The 15,421-nt window shown below is 58.8% G+C and carries 19 protein-coding genes and 1 pseudogene; 10 read left to right on the plus strand and 10 right to left on the minus strand.

Annotated elements, in window-relative coordinates; genetic code table 11:
- Positions 1-405, minus strand: a 405-nt coding sequence (locus F6X40_RS35970; protein WP_187631151.1) for a hypothetical protein, incomplete at its 3' end; no start/stop codon positions are given.
- A 966-nt stretch (positions 406-1,371) separates the two neighbouring features.
- Between F6X40_RS35970 and F6X40_RS35975 the strand changes: the two genes are divergently transcribed.
- The 8 genes from F6X40_RS35975 to F6X40_RS36010 all read left to right on the plus strand — a co-directional run bounded on the left by F6X40_RS35975 (position 1,372) and on the right by F6X40_RS36010 (position 7,264).
- The gene (locus tag F6X40_RS35975; protein WP_187631152.1) at positions 1,372-1,860 is read left to right on the plus strand and encodes a hypothetical protein; all 489 of its coding nucleotides are present in this window, start codon (positions 1,372-1,374) and stop codon (positions 1,858-1,860) included.
- Positions 1,854-2,219, plus strand: a complete 366-nt coding sequence (locus tag F6X40_RS35980; RefSeq protein WP_187631153.1) for a response regulator — start codon at positions 1,854-1,856, stop codon at positions 2,217-2,219. The genes F6X40_RS35975 and F6X40_RS35980 overlap by 7 nt, the downstream gene beginning before the upstream one ends.
- 111 nt (positions 2,220-2,330) lie before the next feature.
- A complete protein-coding gene (locus F6X40_RS42870) occupies positions 2,331-2,903 on the plus strand; it encodes a DUF3331 domain-containing protein (RefSeq protein ID WP_262421674.1) in 573 nt (190 codons plus the stop codon).
- Between the two features lie 580 nt (positions 2,904-3,483).
- Positions 3,484-3,636 (plus strand): hypothetical protein, encoded by a 153-nt coding sequence (locus tag F6X40_RS35990; RefSeq protein WP_187631154.1) that lies wholly within the window; start codon positions 3,484-3,486, stop codon positions 3,634-3,636.
- A 1,112-nt stretch (positions 3,637-4,748) separates the two neighbouring features.
- Entirely contained in the window at positions 4,749-5,090 is a 342-nt protein-coding gene (locus F6X40_RS35995; protein WP_187631155.1) for a hypothetical protein, read from the plus strand.
- Between the two features lie 521 nt (positions 5,091-5,611).
- A complete protein-coding gene (locus F6X40_RS36000) occupies positions 5,612-6,040 on the plus strand; it encodes a hypothetical protein (protein WP_187631156.1) in 429 nt (142 codons plus the stop codon).
- Between the two features lie 377 nt (positions 6,041-6,417).
- The gene (locus tag F6X40_RS36005) at positions 6,418-6,594 is read left to right on the plus strand and encodes a hypothetical protein (protein ID WP_187631157.1); all 177 of its coding nucleotides are present in this window, start codon (positions 6,418-6,420) and stop codon (positions 6,592-6,594) included.
- A 229-nt stretch (positions 6,595-6,823) separates the two neighbouring features.
- Positions 6,824-7,264 (plus strand): thioredoxin fold domain-containing protein, encoded by a 441-nt coding sequence (locus F6X40_RS36010; RefSeq protein WP_316251877.1) that lies wholly within the window; start codon positions 6,824-6,826, stop codon positions 7,262-7,264.
- Between the two features lie 66 nt (positions 7,265-7,330).
- On the opposite strand, the gene F6X40_RS36015 is transcribed toward F6X40_RS36010, so the two are convergent.
- On the minus strand, positions 7,331-7,882 hold the full coding sequence (locus F6X40_RS36015) for a hypothetical protein (RefSeq protein WP_187631159.1): 552 nt from the start codon (positions 7,880-7,882) through the stop codon (positions 7,331-7,333).
- A 176-nt stretch (positions 7,883-8,058) separates the two neighbouring features.
- On the opposite strand from F6X40_RS36015, the gene F6X40_RS36020 reads away from it, so the two are divergent.
- The gene (locus tag F6X40_RS36020; RefSeq protein WP_187631160.1) at positions 8,059-8,658 is read left to right on the plus strand and encodes a short chain dehydrogenase; all 600 of its coding nucleotides are present in this window, start codon (positions 8,059-8,061) and stop codon (positions 8,656-8,658) included.
- Here F6X40_RS36020 and F6X40_RS43690 read toward each other — a convergent pair.
- From F6X40_RS43690 to F6X40_RS36055, 7 genes and pseudogenes are all read right to left on the minus strand, one after another.
- On the minus strand, positions 8,624-8,788 hold the full coding sequence (locus F6X40_RS43690) for a tetratricopeptide repeat protein (RefSeq protein WP_262421675.1): 165 nt from the start codon (positions 8,786-8,788) through the stop codon (positions 8,624-8,626). The genes F6X40_RS36020 and F6X40_RS43690 overlap by 35 nt on opposite strands.
- 435 nt (positions 8,789-9,223) lie before the next feature.
- Positions 9,224-9,415: a hypothetical protein gene (locus F6X40_RS36030; RefSeq protein WP_187631161.1), complete on the minus strand. Its 192-nt coding sequence runs from the start codon at positions 9,413-9,415 to the stop codon at positions 9,224-9,226.
- Positions 9,416-10,082: 667 nt separating this feature from the next.
- Complete coding sequence (locus tag F6X40_RS36035; protein WP_222946262.1) at positions 10,083-10,451, minus strand: hypothetical protein; 369 nt, start codon at positions 10,449-10,451, stop codon at positions 10,083-10,085.
- Positions 10,435-10,719, minus strand: coding sequence for a hypothetical protein (locus F6X40_RS36040; RefSeq protein WP_222946263.1), 285 nt, complete (start codon positions 10,717-10,719; stop codon positions 10,435-10,437). Before F6X40_RS36040 ends, F6X40_RS36035 begins: the two co-directional genes overlap by 17 nt.
- A gap of 108 nt (positions 10,720-10,827) precedes the next feature.
- Positions 10,828-11,790 carry an SOS response-associated peptidase family protein gene (locus F6X40_RS36045; RefSeq protein ID WP_187631163.1) on the minus strand — a complete coding sequence of 321 codons (963 nt, stop codon included), beginning with the start codon at positions 11,788-11,790 and terminating at the stop codon, positions 10,828-10,830.
- 43 nt (positions 11,791-11,833) lie between these two features.
- Positions 11,834-12,744: pseudogene (locus tag F6X40_RS36050) on the minus strand (OB-fold nucleic acid binding domain-containing protein); the annotation flags it as partial.
- A 723-nt stretch (positions 12,745-13,467) separates the two neighbouring features.
- Positions 13,468-13,932, minus strand: coding sequence for a PRC-barrel domain-containing protein (locus F6X40_RS36055; protein ID WP_187631164.1), 465 nt, complete (start codon positions 13,930-13,932; stop codon positions 13,468-13,470).
- A gap of 255 nt (positions 13,933-14,187) precedes the next feature.
- Here F6X40_RS36055 and F6X40_RS36060 point away from each other — a divergent pair, with 255 nt between their 5' ends.
- The gene (locus F6X40_RS36060) at positions 14,188-14,355 is read left to right on the plus strand and encodes a hypothetical protein (protein WP_187631165.1); all 168 of its coding nucleotides are present in this window, start codon (positions 14,188-14,190) and stop codon (positions 14,353-14,355) included.
- A gap of 416 nt (positions 14,356-14,771) precedes the next feature.
- Here the strand turns inward: F6X40_RS36060 and F6X40_RS36065 are convergent, their stop codons facing one another.
- Positions 14,772-15,290 carry a low affinity iron permease family protein gene (locus F6X40_RS36065; RefSeq protein ID WP_187631166.1) on the minus strand — a complete coding sequence of 173 codons (519 nt, stop codon included), beginning with the start codon at positions 15,288-15,290 and terminating at the stop codon, positions 14,772-14,774.
- Positions 15,291-15,421: the final 131 nt, after the last annotated feature.

Below are 15,421 nucleotides of genomic sequence, written 5' to 3' on the forward strand. Positions count from 1 at the left end.
CCCATATCCATGGCCCCAATAGCCGTGGTGGCCCCAGTAGCCGTGCCGGCCCCCGCCATAACAGCATCCGCCCCAATAGCCGAAGCTCAGTGACACCGATGGTCCCCACCACGCGGGCCAGCCGTAGTACGGATACGCGACGGGGTAATACGCGGGCACGACGAAGACGGGCGCGGCTGGTGCGATATAGGTGTTCGTCGATGCAGTTACATCTGACGCGGCCGCACCGGTCGCGGCTGCGTCGGTCATCGAGAAAGGATATTGCTGCTGCGGCGCTGCCGCCGGCACTTCGCCGTACGGAACGTAGCCGAAGGGCACGTAGTAGTAGCAACCGGACAAAGCTGCGGACAGGACCACCACCGCAATGACGCCGCCCCCGCGCGACGTCGCAGCCAGCGATTTCATGACCAGCTCCGGGGTCTGATGCGACGCAACATGCGGCGCGTCTTCAATTATTAGGGTTCCTCAGCGTAGGCGAGCAAGCAGGAGCCTATTCGCGAGTGCAAGATTCAGCTTGACACGAACGGTCGCGAGAGCTACGCGGACGCTGCTCTTCGCATCCTTGTAGACGCAACCCGCGCGGAGCGCTTACATGCCGCCTTCGCATCTACCTCCTGTGTCAGGGCGGGCGAGAGGCTGAATGAGAATGTTGCGCCGCCTTAAGAACAACTGGGGGCCCAGATTTGCCCACCATGGGCTGCATGAATAGAACTGGAAATCGCAGACCCATCACCCTGCCGGAAATGCAAGTCGTGAAGAACGGTTCGAAGGTCGCGGAAGCTTTTCCTCGCGAATACCGGACCCCGAGTCCTTAACCGCGGCGACAACATCGCCTTCAGGGTCAAGGCGGGACTGGACTATGCACGGTTCGGCACCGCTCGTTAAATCTCCTGAGCGAAGTTATACGCCCGTGTAACGAGGTAACGCCAACGCGGTATCGACATATCCGACCGCATAGTAGATTTGCCGTTCGGCAAAACCTACTCTTCTCTCATCGAGACAGCGTTGCCGTTATGACAGTGCAAACTCGCGGTTCGGCCCGACCGCAACATCGCCTTTTGGGGTGGCCCGACCCGTTCGCTTTTTTAACGTCTTCAAGGATTCATCGTGTCAGCTGTTTTGCATAACTGGATATATATCGGCAGTAACGCGTATGCGGAGTACACGTTCGTGCCGTGGCTTGACAGGAACATCTATCGCCGTACCGTCGACCTCTCCGCAATATGCATCCAGTAGCCACAAGTCAGGGATTATTCGACCTCTAGCCACGTACTGTGAAGCTCTATTGTGCAGGTTGTTGACATTTCAACGGCTCCCGACACTGACGCACCGCGCGGAGGCACGCTACCGAAAGACCTTGGGGAGCCACCAATGGCCGCAAAGCGCAAGTCTGCTTTGAGGAGCGTCACCCCATCGGGAATTCTGACTCGACGCAAAAACCTCAAAACACAGCTCGCGCCCATTGCCACCGCACTGACGGAAGAACTCGCGGCGCTGTTGGCCGCCGTTCTCGACGACGGAAGAAAACAGACGCTCGACCGTCTGTCGCAGGCGCTAAGCGACGCGGTCCCAGAGTTTCTGCTAGGGGCGCTTGAACAGAAAATGCTCGCAGGCGGAAAGTCAGCGTCGGAATGTCGGCCATCGCTTGTCGCGGTAATGCGCGCGAGTGAGGCTGCACCCACCGGGCAAGCATGCGTACCTGATGAAGACGGAAGTACAGACTGTGCTGTCGGCGGCGTCAGCTGCCGCGAGAACGCTCCCGTCCAACGGACTGCTTTCAACGCGTGCGAGCAGCGGAATAGCTGTTGCCGGCAAACAGACGAAGTGAAAGACCACCGCTTCGGAAGCGGGTCATGGTGATGGTGTTGCTGGTCGATGACGACATGAGTCTGCTTCAGGCGCTTGAAACGTTGATTTGTGGAGAAGGTTACGAGGTAATGACTGCGTTGAACGGGGATGAGGCACTGCAGGCAGCACGCCGAAGGCGCCCTGACATCGTGGTTTCGTTTTTCATGATGCCGGTCATGGACGGACCCACCCTCATAGGTGCGCTCGCGGCCGAGCCGGACTTCGCAACTATTCCTGTCCTTCTAAACTCAGCGGTGGCGACACCACCGGCCCACCTGCAGGTGTCGGCGTTTCTCAGAAAGCCAGTCGCGGCCCCGCGCCTGCTCGAACTGCTTCGACTGCACAGTCACAGTAAGGCCCAATCGCCTTGACTGGTCACTTCGATATGCCGCCAATGGAAAGCCATTCCTGCCTCCATCGAGGAGTACCGCATTTTCGAAGAAAGCGCAGCCGCTGGAAACAGTGCTAAAGGGAGGAACACGATGTTGAACGCTGAACCGAATACGGGCTCCAACATCATGTCAGAGAGTGGCTCCAATCGTACGTCTATTGTCCCCGCGCTGCCTTCAGCCCACTATCCGTCGCCGCACCGGCCGGGCCGGCTCGCCCAGTCAAAGTCCGCTTGCGGCACTTCGTCGCCGAATGGCATGGACCCCTGGGCATCGACGCTCGCAGCCATCCATCGATTTTCTTCCCCGCCAAACCCGATGCGAACTGCTCCGGACCTGTCCGGCCGCCGCCGCTCGACGGGCGAGCCGTTCCGTCCGCGGCAGACGGGCTGCGGCGACGTGCGACCCTTCACTGTGACCGTCGTTGAGGAACTGTCCAATTATCCCTTCGTGCTGCGCTGGCATGACGCGACCGTTTGCAACTACGAAGAGCAGGTCTGGGCGGCGTGTCTCGCTCGCGCGTCAGGGTGTTGCGCCCTATCCGGCAAGCATATCAATCTGGGCGACTCGGTCTACCGTCCCCGAGTCCGCGGACGAGTCATACCACTGAACAGAGACGCAATGATTCTCGCCAGCGAGCTGGTCAAAGCCCGCACAGGCGCCTGACACGCGCTGGAGTTAATGTATGTTGGACTCGGACTCGCTCAGCTAAAGCATCCCCAGAACACAGGCGGTCTGCTTTGCAGGGACCGCTCGCCATCGGCCAGGCGGATGCATGCTTGTTCAGGTCTGCTCGGTGCATGGCTCGCAAGCGAGAATAGGCCAAACATCATAAATTGGGCGGGGTCGCGTCATTCGTGGTGACGGCCGTATGGATTCACATCACGAACAAGCTCGACGACGCTGATACGGTCCCCACGACGCATCCAATTGGCGTCTTTGGGACCACGGTGCTGGCGTTCTTCGTTGTGGAAATAGGCGACAAGACACGAATCGTTACTAGGCGAACCGTATCCTACCGGCGATTTCACGAGACATACGCTGGTATAAGTTCTCAATGCCAATGCACTATCAGCACGATACGTTGGAAGAATTGATTTTCCAACCGCCGCGCGTACCATTATTTCATGTCAGACGCGTTCCCGCTGCGCGCTCGCGACGCAGGGTTAGCGCATCTGCTCAGTCGCAGGAGAACGACATGTTCAATTCGACTATGTACCGGCACGCGGGGTGACAGGAGATTGCCATGTTCATCTATTCGATACGTTATCGCGATGTCTGCGGCCGCTGGTCGGTTGCCTTCGTACAGGCCGATTCACAGTCCGACGCTGAGGCGATTGCAACCCGCCGTTATGGCGCTTTCCATTCCGCCAGCCGAACCGGCTCACAGCAAGCATGACTAAGGCAGCGCAGATGCTGGACTTAAATCAGCTTGGGGGAGCATCAATGGAAGTTTTGAAGACACAGGGAATTGAACTTCCACGCGTCGGATTCATGGCGTGACCGCTGCCCAGGTTGCACTCGCGTGGCTTCTGGAACAGGACGGGGTGGCCGTTATTCCTAACAGGCTGTTGAAAAACTGGTTTGAGGGGTGTCTACAACCCGTATTCAGGGGTGCTCTGCCCCTTACCCTGGTCGCGCGAGCGGCGTGCAGGGCGTTTTAAGAGGTCGGAAAATTTCGGCGAAACCCTCCCGAAACGTTTTTCAACAGCCTGCTAAGGCTCAACGCCTCGAAAGTCAGAAATCCAATCTCGACGCGCTGACGGTGAGACTCGACGATGATGACCGGCAAACTATTGCGGTGTTGCCGAAGAACCACCGTTTCGTCACTCCGCCGTTCGCGCCGCAATGGGATGCGTAAGCGTTGTCTTCCTGTCGCAGAGTCCGTCCGCTAGTCATTGCCGCAGCGCTAGCGCGCAATCGACGTTGATTCATCGACATTTATCACATCGCCCCCCCTATCTCGGAGCAGTCCATGTATTTGCTAGCCGCCTTCGTAGTCAACCTCGCCCACGGCACGGCCTTTCATCGCTCCATGTCGAGCGCACCGAGAGCATCCATTTTTCCGAGAATGGAGTGGGTAACCTGTGCTCGGTAATCGCACGACCGCATTGCCAATCCAGCGGCCGCAATCGCATACCTGGTTATTGCTTCAGTTCGTCCTGGTTATCGTAAAGTTCACCTCCTCGCACCCGACCTCAATGCGCTCGCGTTTGCCGCTCAAACCCGCTCAGATTGTCAACCTCGCACTTAAACCGTACGTTGCCCTGGATTGGATTGAACGGTGTGGGCTATGCGAGGAGTCGGCAAGGGTGCGCATCAAATCGAGTAATGAGGCGACGAAATGATGTTCCAACACCTGGCATTTTCACTAGGGCTTGGCGCCACTCGCACTTACCCTTTCGGGGGCAGCTATGGCCCGCGTCGATGTCGGACCAGATATCGGGGTTTCCGCGCCTGTGTATGGGCCACCGCCGCCCGCCTTGTGATTCTCAAAGCTGGGGGATGTCGATGAAAGCCGGAGAATATGCATCTAGCACGCTTACCAGCATTTGCATCCTGGGAGGCGCGTGGAACGGGCTGGGGATTCATGGATTCGAGGGCGTATACGACGACTACGGCAGACTTCGAGCGTTTGACGACTTCGTCGATGCCTTCAGGTGGGTCGTGGACACGTATCCGTATATTTGCTACGACTCTCTCCGCGATATGGTGGTGACTGTCACGGACGATTCTGGTTACGGCAGTGATGACCCCGATTGCGTATTGCTGACGATGCGGATGCCGGACCCCGAGACGCTTCGCGCCTGCTACGACGAGCATAGGGTCAGAATGGAGCGCGCGGCTGCTTAGCGCCGCTTTACAGCGTCGCGGCGGTCAATTCTTGTGTCGGACTTCGGAATTGGAACGTTCGCAAGTCGAAGGCGAAGTCGCTTGACGTCCCTGGGCAAGTCCGGTTAGCAACGAAGCAGGCGACTCAACTCCTCGATTTCGGCCCAGCCGAGGGTCCTGCCATAGTTGAACACTACTTTGCTGATAATTGCGAAGGCGAGCTCTCCGCCTGACAACGTGCCCTGATGTCGCCAATGCCAGCTTCGCCCACATGCCGAAATGCGGCTGACCAGTTCGATGAGCTGCAAGGCGTCGATGCTGCAGCCTTGGCTCGATTGGCAGGTTGGTCAATCCGATGTCGGCATGCGGGTCAAAAACATTTTGGCGTCGACAGCAAATCTGCTTGTCCCCTCCCCCTGAGGTTACCGCGTCGTTTTGCCGAAGTACACCGCTCGGCCGCTTAGCCTCCGGCCAGCGGGCGTCGTGTATTATCGTGAACACCGACGTTGCGCCGAAGCAGGTTGTCAGCACAGGAGGAGCCAATGGACGTATCTTTTCTCATCGACCCACTGCGCAAGACTGTGACAAGTGTCCCGGATGGCTACGCGCGAGCCGCTGAACTGATAGGCACTGATACGGCGAGCGGCTCGCCGCTATGGTCGGAGGCGACTGACCCGGATGCCTCTGTCGAAGTGATTACTGCGGACGACAGCCTGACAAACGAGCCCCTTTCGCGTGGCTTTTTCATGGTCACCTTGACCAGGGACGGTGTACCTTATGAACGCCTATTTGCGGGCAAGGCAATTCTGAACGCCTATGGCAACCCGCCTTCGGACATCAAGGACCAAGTGAAGACGCTGAAAGCTGCACGAGAGCGCGTCAGGTTTCTCGGCTCGGAAGATGCGCTCCTTTGGTTCGAGCAGCACGCAGGTGGTGCCCCCTTCAACCTCGACGGGTCCACGGAAAACTGATTCTCAACGCCGAGCATTTTTGAGTCTGTCGGAGACAGCCCTCGCTATACCTGGAGGGCACCAGGACCCTCAGTAAGGAACTCTATGTCGGCTATTCCTGCTCCGCGCCTACGATAGACGCTTGCTGCTTTAACTTCGTTTTCATGTTGAGCTTTCGCGTGTTCGGGCCTTCGCCAGAGTTTTCCGTGAATAAATTATCGGCGGAATTAAGCTGGACTTAAGCCCTGAGAGGGAGACGGCTGGCGCGTCGGACTCAGGCACCTTTCTTGAGGGACGGCTCCGGGCTACATAGCCGTCGCCACTCTGAGCACAACAATCTTTATGAGAGCGCCGGCCTCCGGCGACGCCGAAGTCAGCAATCAGCTACGATGAAATCAATGAAAAAATTCGCACTCTCAATGGCTGCGGCAGTTCTCGCGCTTTCGGCCTCGACGAGTTTCGCACAGGCGTCCGACGCGTCGACCCAGAACACCGACAACCTGCCGAAGGCACTGGTCAAGGCGCTGAGGGCGGGCATGAAGTTGGAGAAGACCTTCCGGCTGCAGGCGGCCTGACCGGCTACATCATCTCGAGCGCGTCAGGCGAGAACATGGTCGTGTTCTCGCCGGAAAACCATCAGGTGCAGATGGCTGGCAAGCTGCTCGACGACAACGGCAAGGACCTGAGCGCGAAGTACCTCGACCAGTACGGCCCGAAGGTCGACCTGTCCAAGTTCGTACCCGCGCTCGAGAGCGCCCCGACCATCGTCGAACGTGCCAGGGGCGCAAGGCGGTCAAGTCGACCATCTACGCCTTCATGGACCCGAACTGCATTTTCTGCCACCCGACGTGGAAGGCCCTGCAGCCCTACGAAGCGGCCGGCCTGCAAGTGCGCTGGGTGCCGGTCGCGTTCCAGCAAGCGAGTTCCGCGGGCAAGGCGGCCGCTTTGCTCGAATCGAGGGACCCGCAAGCAATGCTGCGCCACGGCGAAAGCACCAACGTGGAAGAGAAGGAATCCATCCGTATTGACCCCATCCCCGTGTCGGTTGCCGCAGAGGCAAAGATTGATGCCAATGGCAAGCTGATGGCCGATATGGGCTTTTCGGGCACGCCGACTGTTCTCTACAAGGACGCGTCCGGCGCGTATGTAGCCCTCCAGGGCATGCCGACGCTGAGCCAACTGCCGAAAATCCTGAACATGCCGGAACAGGCCGTCACGGACCCCGAGCTGCAACGCTTCCGTTAACGAGAAGGACATTTAAACGCCCTGACTGCGGTCAGCGCTCATCTACCTTCACGCCGCTCTCACAACTTACGCATCTGGCTTCCATGGCCAGGATGGGTAGACTCGCCCACTGCTTTCAACGCTCTCCCGGTGCTCCTCGGTTTGTCCGCCGTTGCGCTCGACATCGCCAGCGCTCGGAGCCTCGTCTGCCTGCAAGCTCTCGGAGTTGCCATCGGTCGAATCCGGGCGCACGCCCTCGCCAGCTTTCAACGACGGCAGGCCCACGCCGAACCACCGAACTTCACTGCGCAACGCAGCGACGTACGCACTCCATCCCGCTGCGTTGTCCGCGAACAAGGTCCGTCGAACAGTGGAAGCAAGATGCTTGCGATTCAGCTCGGGCTCGAGCAGTTCGCGTGGCCACACAAAGAAGGCCTCGGTCACGTGCCGAACGAACTGTTCTGCTGTCATGCGCGGCGATACCTGTCCGAGGAGCGGGAACTCTGCAAGCGAGTCATTCGTTGCGGCCAGTTCGCGTACGGTCTTGTGGCCGTCACCACATTTCAGGAGGAGGTGCACGACCTCCAGTACGTCACCAAGGTGAAGCAACAAGGCACGGCGCTCGAATGCATCATTCATCTGCTCATTTCTCTCTACGTGAGTCGAAGCACAATTCTAGCTCGCCAGTCGCGCAGCGCTGTGAGAGGCCCGGTGTTGCTTTGCTTCGGGCGGTAGTACGATATCCGTTCGTCCTCGCGCCATGCGTGTCGCGTCGCTGCGCGCCGGCGTGACCTTTCCTGACATCTGGAGGACCTATGCGTCTGCTGATAGTCGGCGCAACCGGATTGCTCGGCAAGGAGATTGTTCGCCTGCTCTCGCCAGAACACGAAGTCATTGGCTCCAGCCGCAAAGGCTCGGACTTGTCCGTGGACCTGTCAGACAAAGCGTCCATCGTTTCGATGTATCAGCAACTCGGAACCGTGGATGCCGTGATTTGCGCCGCAGGCGCCGCGAAATTCGCACCGCTCGAATCGCTGACGGATGAAGACTTTGCGTTCAGTCTGTCCAACAAACTGATGGGGCAAGTCAATCTCGTGCGATGCTCGGCGGGTCACGTCACACACGGCGGGTCGCTGACGCTGACGAGCGGCATTCTGGCCCAACACCCCATTCCCGGGAGTGCGGCCCTGAGCATCGTGAATGCAGCAGTCGAGGCGTTCGGCAGGTCGGCGGCGCTCGAGTTGCAAGGCGAGGCACGGGTCAATGTCGTCAGTCCGGGCTGGGTTTCAGAAACGCTCGCAGCGATGGGGCAGGCCCGGTCTGCGGGCGTTCCTGCGGCGGCGGTGGCTCAGGCGTACAAGCGGAGCCTGGTAGAGGACATCACGGGCGAGGTGATTCAGGTCGCGAAGTGGTAATCGCAACGCGGCAGACACCGGCACGTGCTCGACGGCACCTGTCCCGGAGCAAGCCGAGGTTGTGGTGCGCGTTCGCATAAGAGGGATTGAGCTCAAGACATCGCTCGTAGCTCCGCCCAGCGTCATCCAACCGGCCAAGTCATTCGAGCGCAACAGCCCGGTTGAAATGCAACACTGCGTCTCGAGGGAAATGTGACAAAGCTTCCTCGAAGACTCGAAAACCGCGTCATCGCACCGGCCTTCGTGTTCACACAGTAGTGCACCATAATCGACGTAGCGACCGCGCGCGGAGCAAGCTGGACCTTAGCCGAACGGCGGACACTGCTTCTGGAGTTCAAGCCCCGGCCGCAACCTCTGGGACGCCTGTTTGCGTCCCGCTGCAAGACGCATACGCAGAGCACCGAGAGATGCTCTCGTTGCCGACATCGCGCCGCACCGTCTTCGCGTGGCAGCGTTCGGCCTGCGCCAACCGCCCACGCTCCATGAACGACGGCGACCGGAGTACCTTTTCCAGCATTCCAGGGAGCGGGCTTAAGTTGTCAGTTTGTCTTTGCTAGAAGCGAATTCAGCAGGCAACCCGCCGTCTATGCCACCACGCCATGACGCTTGCCACGAATACACCCCAGCACGCGCCGAGCACGAGCATCATGAACGGAATGGCCGCGCACATCGTCTCGAACGAGAGGGTGTGCAGCACACGCGGCAACGCGTAAAGGTCACTTGCCGTCAGGAACAGCGCGAAGAGTCCAGTCGACACAGCCGCGCGTCCGTGCATGAAGACAGGGGCGAATCGCACACGGTAGCGGACGAATTAAATATGAAGAAAAATAGGCGATGGCCGCAGGAGTGACCAGCAACAGCGAAAAGAGCGCGTCGTGCTGGACTGCAAAGCCCATCAACGCCGCTCGCACATTGTCCAACGTTGCTTCGAGCATTCTAGTTTGCCCTCGTTCTATGGATTGGAAAGGTCGCGGGTCCTGTCGCAGCAAAGCCTGTCGTTTCTCAGTGACAATTCCCTCAGTGCCAACTTCTGCGAATCGTCCCTCCGGGTGAAAGCGCTGAACCGGCGAAATCTGGTACAGGCTCAGCACCCTGCCTTCAAGAATGGCATAGGCCTCCTCGTCTCCGGCTCCTCATGGCACTTCGATTAACAATCTAGACACCCTTCGTCTGTCATGGCTGTCGGCGCCAACGTAATTTTGGCCCTGCATGTCGACATCGAACTGACCCACCTACCAATTAAAACAAGACTCGAGCAGCAGCAACTCGCGGCCCAACGAGGTGGTGAGTCATCCGAATTTCGGCATGCGGGTCAAGCTGGCATCGGCGACATCAGCCTCGAGAAACCTCCGAACAAAAAAGACGTCCAGAGGACGCCTTCGCGCAACCAAGGATGAAAAACAGTGACTCGTGCCTGGGCGACCTCAGGCTGGCACCTGCCCGGGCGCGCCACCCAGGATGCGTAGCTTCTCGTCGATATCTGCGATGGTGTGACCGGACGCCCGAACTTCTGCCACAAGCCTGTGGCCAGCCGACCGGCAGTTTGCGAGCGTGTCGTGCAGTTGCGGATTCGCCTGAAGGGTGCTCACGGCTTTTTCAAGTTCGGCAGGTGACTCGCTCAGCATGGACGCGATAACTTCTTCGGGAGGTATCTGCGAGGCGTGACTCAATAGCTGAGACATCCAGTCGGAAGCAAACAGCGCGGCATGTCGTTCAGCACGAAGCGCTTCCGCCTGTTCCAGAGCCGCAAGGCTCGGCCGGTTCTTTTGAACGGCATTACGCCATACGGCCATGACGTCGCCGCGAAGTTCGGCAATCCGCACGCACGGCCTCGAGCACGCCCTCGATGTCACGCTCGAAGCCGACCGCGTTGCCGAAGTGGGTCATGTTCCAGTTGCAGCCTGTCTTGTCGGCCTCTTGCAACTGCGGCCGCGGCACACGAATCTTCACGCCATCCTCGACGATTTCCTGCAGTCGATGGATTCGCCGGTTGACCTCCTGCTGAAGCTGCGAGGCATTGAGCGTCTTGCGTATCGTCCCAATCTCCTTCCGGTTGCTCAAGCCAGTCTAGCGCAAGTGAGGCGTGCCGCGACCTGACGCTGAAATGCAAAGTGCCTGAGAGAGCAGGCGCCTTGGTTCGCCGGGGTACAATGTCTGCCTAGCCAATTGCTATGCCGCAAGTCGGTGCTCGTAGAATGGCCGGTCCCGGTCATCAAGAATTCCGTACATCGCCGCCAGGTTCTTCGGGTCTGGGTTGAGCCATGTATCTACGTTCTCAGGCTTTATAGGAACAATGCACCGGTCATGTCCTGCTGCGGCTACTTCTGGAGGAGGTTCATCCGTAATCGCGGCAAATGAAAGCAGGTCTGGCTCCCCCGGCGCGCTCCATGGTGACCACAGACAGGCGACATGCATCAGCTCGCCGTTGCTCGGACGAAACTCGAGAACGACATTTTCATCGCGCTCGTGAGTCTCCAGTAACGTGCCTTCGAACTTCGCCTTGCTCACATTTTCGTAGAAAACTTCAACAAGAAGGACGGCATGCGTGCGTCCAAAGCATGGTGCCCAGAAACCTTCAAGACTATCCCGGCGCGCATTGTAAGTACCGGGGTATTTGGTATCGTATGACGCAGGCTTTCCAGCGATGCGGCATTGGTAACGCATCGGCTTCACGACCCGTTGCCCATTTTCCATAACCATCACAGGCGCGTAGTTGCCTGGAAAAATGCGCGAGTCCCGCGGTTGCAGTTCGGTTCGCTGCAGGTCTTCAAGTTTTCCCTTGGTCCATGCAATCTTATCGGTGGCGATTCGCTGACTTTCCGTTGCTGCTTTGGTAATTTTTGTCTGCAACGTGCGTTCGGCATCGGCTAGCCGCTTGCGCTGTTTGAACAGGTTCTGCTCGAGCTTCGTCGCCTGCGCCGATGTGAACCGGGCGATAAGAGCATTGATTTGGCGCTCTGCTTCATCCTGCGGTTCAGCAAAGGCGTCTTCCATGGCTTTTGGTATTTTCGCTTTGCTGATGCCCTCCGCGCGTTCAAAAAACAAGCGCGCGAACTCGTGGATGTCCATGAGGGCGCCAAAGGTGCGCACAAATTTTCGATAGTCCGCCAGGACTTGAGCCGAATAGCACATGAATGCCTCCGTGTCGTCCTTGCATGATACGCATTGCATCCGTTCAGCAAAAGTTCCTGCTCGCGGTCATGAGGCCGCCCGGCAGGTGAGCCATGTCGACCAGTCGCTGCGCAACGAGATGTCGCACTTCGCCCTGGCATTGCCAGGTGCCATACACAGCTAGCAGCGATGCCCCGAGGGGTTCCTTGCGCTGTCTCTCCAGCAGGCTCGGCCAGACGATGACATTCACGTTCCCGGTTTCGTCTTCCAGCGTCACGACCATCACGCCTTTGGCTGTTCCCGGTCGCTGACGTACGGTCACAAGCCCGCACCCCCAGCCAGCTGGCCGTCGCGGTATGTGCGCAGGGTTGCCGCAGGCATCAGCCGGTTTGCGCGCAGTTGCGGCCGGAGCAGTTCCAGCGGATGCCGCCCCAGCGTCAGACCGACAGAGCGATAATCCGCGACAATGTCGTGCGCCTCCGAAGGCGCGCCCAACTCGGGTGTCTCGTCCTCAACGGCCGCAATCGCAAGCATGTCCTTGTCGGGTACTGCGGCAACCGATTGCCAAAGTGCTTCTCCGCGGTTTCCTGCAAGCGAAGCCAGCGCGCTTGCGTCAGCAAGAACATGAAGGTCTTTTCGGTCGAGTCGAGCCCGCCGCGCAAGGTCTTTAACGTTTTCGAACTCCCGCGCCGCACGCGCGTTCTCGATACGTTCGACCGCACCATCTTTCATACCCCGTGCTAATGACAAACCGAGACGAATAGCGGGCGGCGTCGCGCTGGCGGTGTGCTCAAGCACCGCATCCCCGCCACTGATGGTCACATCAATGGGCAACACCTTGACGCCATGGCGAGCGGCGTCTTGAATTAGCTGCGACGGGGAGTAAAAACCCATCGGTTGCGAGTTGAGCATCGCTGCGAGGAACGCCTCAGGCTCATGGCATTTCAGCCAACTGCTGGCATACACAAATCTGGCACTCCCCGCAGATGACGATATTCCTTGTCTGGTCGCGACAGGTCCTGCGGAGTGAGTCGATATTCACCCTTCGGTGCGCGTGTTCGGGCGTGAGTGACGAGTTCGGACAGATTGCCGTACCCCTCACGATTCTTCGCGAGCAGGACAAGTCCAAATGCTGGCGACCCGTCGGCGTTGACCAACTGTTGCTAACCGGCATCAGTCTCAGTTTAGTCGCTCGTCGTAAAACGACCCACGAAATGCTTCCAAAGCTCACCGGTGACGCACGCACAGGCGACATCTGCTAACAAAGTAACGGCCGGCGTCTAGGTGCAAACCCTAAGTCCCGGCCGGAAGTTTCATATTTTGCGATAACTGCCAGACGCCGTCACTGAGCGCCTGACGCGGCCGTGTCAGATGCACCCTTGGCGTGCGGGTCCTTCTGCGGCATGCGAGTGGGCGATTTCATCGTGCTGGAGCCCTTTGAAGTAGATGGGCTGCCTGTCGTCCCGCCGGCATTAGGCGTACTCATTCCAGTGCCGCCCTGGCCCGCGGAGCCACTGCCGTTACCACCGCCACCGCCGCCGCCTCCAGCCCCTTGCCCGAACGCTGCGCCCGCGAACGCGAACACCAACGCCGCACCAACTGCCGCTTTCTTTGTCGCTTTCATGTTTGCCTCCCTGAATGATTGTGGTGCCGCGCTCGGAATACCGCGCGAACGTGTGCCTGTACCAACGCCTATGGCTAAATATCGGTCGGACGCGTGTCGTCAACATTCCTCGATGCCGACCAGTAGGGGTCCCGGTTGTAATACTGATGAACTGTGGTTCCCCAAGTTCCGTCCGCCATCGACGGCCAGCGGTCCTTGTCAAAGCCCGGGTCATTTTTGATTTGCTCTGCCGCAATGCTGACGTGAAAGCATTTCTCTTCGGTGTCGAGCGTCAGCGCGTTCCACGGTATTGCATGCAACGTTGTACCCATCCCCAGGAAACCGCCTTCGGAAAGCACGGCGTATGCGATTCTGCCGTTGCTTACGTCGAGCATGATGTCGGAAATCTTGCCGATGTCTTCACCGTCCGACGACATCACTTTGGTGCCATCGAGGGTCGCAGGAGCCATTACATCAGGACCCGGACCTTCGCCAATCCCGCCACCGATAATCCGTGCGCCGCTGCCTGATGTGCCGCCTTGCGTTTCCATCGTGTTCATATGTCCTCCGAACTTTTTTTTGGTAGAGACTTCCGACGCGCAACGGGTATGCCTGCTGCGGCTGGTGAGAACGCTAACGGCTCGCTAGGCGCCGAGTAGCGAGCGTATCTGCGCCCGAATACTGGATTGGTCGGCTATCGCATGTGGACGCCACTTCTGCATTCATGTCCAGACAGCGGGTGGATTAGCGGTTCAAGCCAGGTGCGGAATGGCCCTTGCTGCCACCCGGTTACCCATCAACCATTGGAGATGCACATGGCCACGAACCCCAAGGAACAGAATCCTGCTGACGATAAGTCCGAGGAGGATGTAGACAAGGCTGTTGAAGATACCTTCCCCGCGAGCGATCCACCGGCCACTGGAGGAACCACCCGGATTGAGTCGGACGACGGCGAGGAAGCCGATGAGAACACGCCGGAGTAGATTGCCGCATTCAGAGCGAAGGATGCCGGGACCCGCTGTGCGTGCAGATGGCTTAGCTGGCTACCGGCGCCGAAAATGGGACCGCGGCGGTTGAACCGCCGCTTGCGCAACCGAGGTCAGCAACCTGCGCTCGTCACTTACAGGTATTAGCCGGTACTCGACCGGTCAGACAATGTCAACGGAGATAGCGTCCGCTCCCGACCAAGGTAATGGTTCTCCGTGGCGAGTCGAACCTCAAGCCTGCGCCCGTGGCGCACCGATTCGCGGCTTCGGGCTTGACCTTTTCCTCGCCCCGAAAAAGTCAGCTTTCAAGTCGGGAACGATGAAATGAACTGACACTGTCTGTCGAGTCAAGTGCTGCTGTCTACAACTTACAGGCGCAATCCCTCGCGCGGTTCACACGCATGCGTACCCTTTCAGCCATGAGCAACCTCTGGAGTCGATTTCGCCACTGCCCCGCCAGAGCCCGGGCCCGCTCCACCCTCGACCTCGGGATTCGTGGATAGACGCAAGTATGCGGCTGCCAGACGCCGAAGCTCTTCTTCCGAGGCATCTTCGATACCAATGAGATGGTTGCTGGCCGCCCGGTGCGAGGACAGCAGTTCATTCAGCTTCAGGTGAATAGCGACGCTATCTTTGTTCTGACTCTGCTGGATGAGAAAAACCATCAGGAACGTAACGATAGTGGTGCCGGTGTTAATAACGAGTTGCCACCCATCTGAATAGTGAAAAATGGGACCGGTGACGACCCATGCAACGACGGTAAGCACGGCAAGACAGAACGCCGCAGGTGAGCCGGCCCACCGCGTGACGAGGCTGGCGAATTTGTCGAACAGTCCAGTCAAAGGGTGGCGCCCCGCGTATGCCGGACTCATTGTGTCAGGAACAGTATCGAGCTCGTCGGTCGACGAGGGTACTTCGGTCTTGGTCTGCATATTGACTCCAGAAAGTTTGACTGAAGTCCGCAACGTCCGTGCCAACACCCATTCGCGCCATCGTCGGTCGGGTGTCCTTACCGCAAGCGGCTGGACATCCGTTGTATCGGTCCTTGCACAATTGACGCCTA

It is taken from the genome of Paraburkholderia sp. UCT31, from assembly GCF_014397655.1.
Classification (GTDB): domain Bacteria; phylum Pseudomonadota; class Gammaproteobacteria; order Burkholderiales; family Burkholderiaceae; genus Paraburkholderia; species Paraburkholderia tuberum.